The sequence below is a fragment of the Pseudomonas bohemica genome (assembly GCF_002934685.1).
Taxonomy (GTDB): Bacteria; Pseudomonadota; Gammaproteobacteria; order Pseudomonadales; family Pseudomonadaceae; genus Aquipseudomonas; species Aquipseudomonas bohemica.
Genome location: NZ_NKHL01000056.1, coordinates 1 through 4,452, shown reverse-complemented (window position 1 = coordinate 4,452; position 4,452 = coordinate 1). Strand labels below are relative to the sequence as shown.

The window sequence follows — 4,452 nt, the reverse complement described above, 5'->3', positions numbered from 1 at the left end:
ATGTTTGGCTGGCTAAAAGAGAATCGCCGAATCGGCACTCGCTACGACAAGCTGGCCAAGAGCTACGCAGCCATGGTCACACTGGCCTGCAGCCTACGTTGTATGCGGCAATACTTTTCGTACAAAACCTAAGGCACACGAGGGCTGGGCTGAGGGTCCATTATCGCTGATATTCTTTCGTTTTCGCTGACGATACATCGACATCCTTCTACTGCCGCTGCCCAGCGCGGCGCTGGGCTTGTGCTGTACTTGGGCATTTTCCTTCAACCCTGCACCAGGTTGCTGACGGCAGATTTTTCGGCTTCAAGAGCAACAAAATGATCGATCATGTCCTGTTCGGCACCGGCCCACTTCAAGGCGTCGGACATAGCGTTGAATGCGCGCTATCGGCTGTCCGTTTTGCTGACTCGATGCAGACTATTTTCGATCTCCAGCGTCCAAACCTTGTCCGTTTCGCTGACCAGTTTGGACGCCGATATGCAGCCGCTTTTGGAAGCAATGAGCATTAGAATACCTCGGCGATTTCACGGACGCGGAAATTGCACCCTGTTACTGCAAAAGGCCCAATCAAGAGCCGGTGGTGTTTTGCGGTGTTTCCGTGATTCATTAAAGTCCAGAGCCAGGGAAACTCTACCCCACCTCGACGAGCGCAAAACGCTGGCCGTCTGCTCGAATGAAAAGACCGTTCTCAATGACGCCCAGCGGCTCGGAATGTTCTACAGCAAGTACAAGATTTGTACCGCTGCGGCTTAATTTCACCATTCCAATGCTCCGTCGGTGGGTACCGTCAGGTAGTCGATCAACGACATCATAAAAGCTCCGATTAGCAACCTCGTATCGCGGAAACGGATCTCGCTGGCAATCCTCATCAAAGCAGTAAAGATCGTAGGTAACATCCGGATGATAATTTTTAGTCATATCGTCTTTCCGTTGTTCGTGGAGCTGGTGGTGGACGGGGTGAATTGTCTCCCTGGAGAACAGTAGCCAGCAAGGCCATGGGCGCGGTAGCCGCTTGCCCCTTGTGCGTCATAACCAGCTTTGAACCTGGGTGAAACCCTCGGTATTCATCCGCGCCGGAAAGCCCTCAGCGGCGCCGGTGACGCACCTCAAACCATGCGTCGTGCGTAATTGCATGGAGTTGACCAGTCATTTGCATGATGACCTGACCAGGCATTTGCATACGATTTGATCAGCATACTATGTGTCTGTTACACACTTAAACTGGCCAAATACAGCCAGTCGTGGCGAACAAATTCCAAGCAAGCGCTTGAACTGGTTTTCAATGAAGTCTGAGGCGTTATTACCTTATTTACAGTTACCGGCGCGTGAACCTGATTATCTTTATAGTTCAACCACTTGGCAGCGTCTCTTCCAGGAGCGAGGGATAAATACAAATTCAATAAGAATCGAGAGGCATTAGGCATTGGGCACAAGCCGTTATGGTTGGCGGCTGACCAATGAACCCAAAGGGTTTGCAATCGCACAGATGAAGGGCTAGTCTGATAACTGATAACTTGGAGGTAAGAAATGAAAGAACTAAACATGATGTGCGTAGGAAACACAATCTCATTTAATAACTTCTCGTCTATTTTTTCCGCAGCTGGTACTAATACAAATACATCCTTGACTATGCCCCAAGCGCTCCCTCAGGTTGAACTCCAGAACTTGTTGATGTCAGCCGGCCCCAAAAGACTTTCCCTTCAATTTTCTGGTCTAAGCGCGAACACGGATCAGCTAATCGCATTGCTAAGTGCTGCTGTTGGCCCTGCCACCAAGGCTGACATTAGTTCCATTAACAGCCTGCCGCTTTCTACGCTTCCACAGGTAGCCGCCTTGTTGGCTGGCAAAGAAAGGTCTATTTCTATAGATTGCGCGACAGCCAGCTCCGCAGGTGCGGTTGCTATAATTAATATGTTTACGGATCCTAGTACGTCGTGCACAGTTGTTGGACTTAATGCACTGACGGCCGGAGGGGTGAACGACGTAATAGCAGCTATCGGTACTAAACCATATACCATTACTCTTGACGGAAAACTATCAACCCCAGCAGCGATTATCGACTGTGTGACTAAGCTTACGGCTAGCAATCTTGAATTATCGATCACTAACGGGGGTTCTTTGTCAGTTTCAACCCTTTCTCAAGTTTTGAGCTCAGTAGGCAACAGGAAGGCATCCCTGGCACTTGACGTACTAGATATTAACCCCACTGGCATCCTTGCAGCGCTTGGCGTCGCAGGGGTAAATACTGACGTCTCGATAGCTTCGGCCCATACATTCACTACTGCCGAACTTACACAGGTTAGACAACTTACAACCGGAAAAAGGCTATCGCTAGAGTTTAATGGCCGACAACTGGGAGTCGATCCTGTCAACGGAGACAAGCTTCAGCAGGCAGTAGCAGCATCCGATATGCTAACCACAATCACTGTCAATACAGCCCAGTACCCACCCCTCAGTTACTTGCTACCTATCATTCAGAACTCAAGCAATACCAATCTGGTTGTCGCATATAATGGCGGCCAGCTTTCTGATACAGACGCGAATGGTAACGTGGTGGTGCGTGGAATTGAGGTCGCCGCTGCGACAACCACAATCACCGTTACATCTGTCGGAGATGGTAGTTACTCTATTGATAACTATCTTAAAATTCTAAGTGCGGCGGGATGATACTGACAGCTTTGCAAGAAGGTCTATATGTTAGTCAAGCCATTAGCAGCAATGTTTCTGATATGTTCTGTCTTAAATGAAGCGAGTGCGACTACTCGCTGCGGAACAAATTTGGTTAATTCAGGTGACACCCTTGAAAATGTTCTACATACGTGTGGCCAGCCTGTCGCACAGGATAGTGATGGGCCTGTAATGCGAAATAATGGAGTTCCACGAAAGGGGGCGCAGAAAACAGATGTTTTAGTTTACGGTCCGAACGGTGGGGCCTATCAGTATATGCTTTTTATCAACGACAAGTTGATACGAGTAGATACTCGACGCAACGAGCCCTCCGGCAATCTATTGAAATGGAATTAGACTGCTACCTGTTAGGAGCCTATCACTCTAATTTTCTATTAGATGGTAGGCCTTATCATTTTGGCCCTGCACTTCTTCTCTCAAGTGCTGTTCCCCCCATCAAACAGCCATGGACATATCCTTTTAAGTTTCGGATCTGAGCGTGAAGGTATCCCGAGACACAGGTATCAGTTTGTGCGGTTTTAAGTATTATCGCCTCAACCTGCCCCGGCCCATATAGGAATATGTCATAGGGAGTAAACTGCAGTTTGCTCACCCACCTACTTTTCCCATATCAGACCAATCTCAGGCCTGCGCCCTTGTCGGCTGCGTTGGCCGCTTCTTTTTCTAGCCCGGCTTCCCCCATGCGCATGAGCAGCTTCACCGCTCCATGTCGGGTGATTACCTGGCAGATCTGGAGAGTCGCAATTTGGCTTTCCAGCATTCCCTGGAAACGGTGATACATCGCATCCGCTGGGTCCAGTTTCAGCCAATTCGCAAGGTTTCTTTCGAAACGTTCAATTTCGCTGGCTTGCAAGGGGTGCGGTGGCTTCTTAGCTGCCATGCTCATCCTTTCCGTTGTTAATCCATACGCTGATAGCGCCCATCATGTGCGCAGATTAGGCTTCGAACGAACGTCGCATCCCACGGTTGTGATCCATCAATAGTCCAGCCGTCATCCCAGTCCCACCATACGTAGTATCCGCCGATCTTCCAGAGATATGGCGTTTGCTCGCTGTCAAGAAGACGCATCATCGAGTCAACCTTCAGCATGGCCCAAGGATCAGGGGGGCCTACAAAATCATCTGGCAGGTATTTGCGGATGCTTGGAGCCAACGTGATCACCGTCGTTAGATTCGAGGGTTTCTATTTTTCCATTGTGTCTGTGAATGTCGGCAACCGACTCACAGAATCGGCTCACGACAGGCCCGGGATACCGGGCTTATTGGCCCTGTGTCTGCAGCTCTGGTTGCCCCTCTTTACTCGCAAGCCCCACCATCCAATGACCACCTGGCTCCATGGTTGCAGTTAAAAGGTCGTAGGTTTTAATCATGTCGATCAATCCTGAGTGCCCATACACACTGGGTGAAAATGCTGGGTCGGTGCGCTTTAGGTAGGCCCCCAAAAGGCCGGCTGTCACCTTCCCCTCTGTTGCCCCACTGGCCAACAACGACACAGCCTCTACAACAAACTTGGGCCTCCGCTTAACCACAGGTGATCCAAGATCCTCCTTGCTCGAACCCGTTTTGGGAGAACAGTCAGACGGGGTACCCAGGGTAGTGGCCGCTATTGGCTCTGCTGCTGGAGCCGGACGGCTCCACTCGAAGAACTGGTCACTTGCATTCCGTAATGCGTCAGGTGTTTTAGCCTCACCAACAATGCACACTGATGCGCCACGCTCGCGGAGCTTGCGGCAAAGGTAAGCGAAGTCAGAATCACTGGTGACCA

At 50.2% G+C, this 4,452-nt stretch carries 5 protein-coding genes and 1 pseudogene; 3 read left to right on the top strand and 3 right to left on the bottom strand.

What is annotated here, in order from left to right; genetic code table 11:
• Nucleotides 1-132 (top strand): annotated as a pseudogene (locus CE491_RS00965) (IS5/IS1182 family transposase); the annotation flags it as partial.
• Nucleotides 133-630: 498 nt separating this feature from the next.
• On the opposite strand, the gene CE491_RS30105 reads toward CE491_RS00965, so the two are convergent.
• Nucleotides 631-918, bottom strand: coding sequence for a hypothetical protein (locus CE491_RS30105; RefSeq protein WP_199884928.1), 288 nt, complete (start codon nucleotides 916-918; stop codon nucleotides 631-633).
• A 609-nt stretch (nucleotides 919-1,527) separates the two neighbouring features.
• Here CE491_RS30105 and CE491_RS00960 point away from each other — a divergent pair.
• Both CE491_RS00960 and CE491_RS00955 read left to right on the top strand, forming a co-directional pair.
• Complete coding sequence (locus tag CE491_RS00960) at nucleotides 1,528-2,667, top strand: hypothetical protein (protein WP_110946510.1); 1,140 nt, start codon at nucleotides 1,528-1,530, stop codon at nucleotides 2,665-2,667.
• Between the two features lie 27 nt (nucleotides 2,668-2,694).
• On the top strand, nucleotides 2,695-3,024 hold the full coding sequence (locus CE491_RS00955) for a DUF2845 domain-containing protein (RefSeq protein ID WP_110946509.1): 330 nt from the start codon (nucleotides 2,695-2,697) through the stop codon (nucleotides 3,022-3,024).
• A gap of 274 nt (nucleotides 3,025-3,298) precedes the next feature.
• Here the strand turns inward: CE491_RS00955 and CE491_RS00950 are convergent, their stop codons facing one another.
• Together CE491_RS00950 and CE491_RS00940 are read right to left on the bottom strand one after the other, a co-directional pair.
• Nucleotides 3,299-3,568, bottom strand: a complete 270-nt coding sequence (locus CE491_RS00950; RefSeq protein ID WP_110946508.1) for a hypothetical protein — start codon at nucleotides 3,566-3,568, stop codon at nucleotides 3,299-3,301.
• A 378-nt stretch (nucleotides 3,569-3,946) separates the two neighbouring features.
• Nucleotides 3,947-4,452: NYN domain-containing protein (locus CE491_RS00940; protein ID WP_199884927.1), on the bottom strand; the 506-nt coding region annotated here is incomplete at its 5' end.

What these genes read in the sequence shown, in the direction of transcription:
- CE491_RS30105 (WP_199884928.1), bottom strand. Translation starts at nt 918, where the DNA reads ATGACTAAAAATTATCATCCGGATGTTACCTACGATCTTTACTGCTTT.
- CE491_RS00960 (WP_110946510.1), top strand. Translation starts at nt 1,528, where the DNA reads ATGAAAGAACTAAACATGATGTGCGTAGGAAACACAATCTCATTTAAT.
- CE491_RS00955 (WP_110946509.1), top strand. Translation starts at nt 2,695, where the DNA reads ATGTTAGTCAAGCCATTAGCAGCAATGTTTCTGATATGTTCTGTCTTA.
- CE491_RS00950 (WP_110946508.1), bottom strand. Translation starts at nt 3,568, where the DNA reads ATGGCAGCTAAGAAGCCACCGCACCCCTTGCAAGCCAGCGAAATTGAA.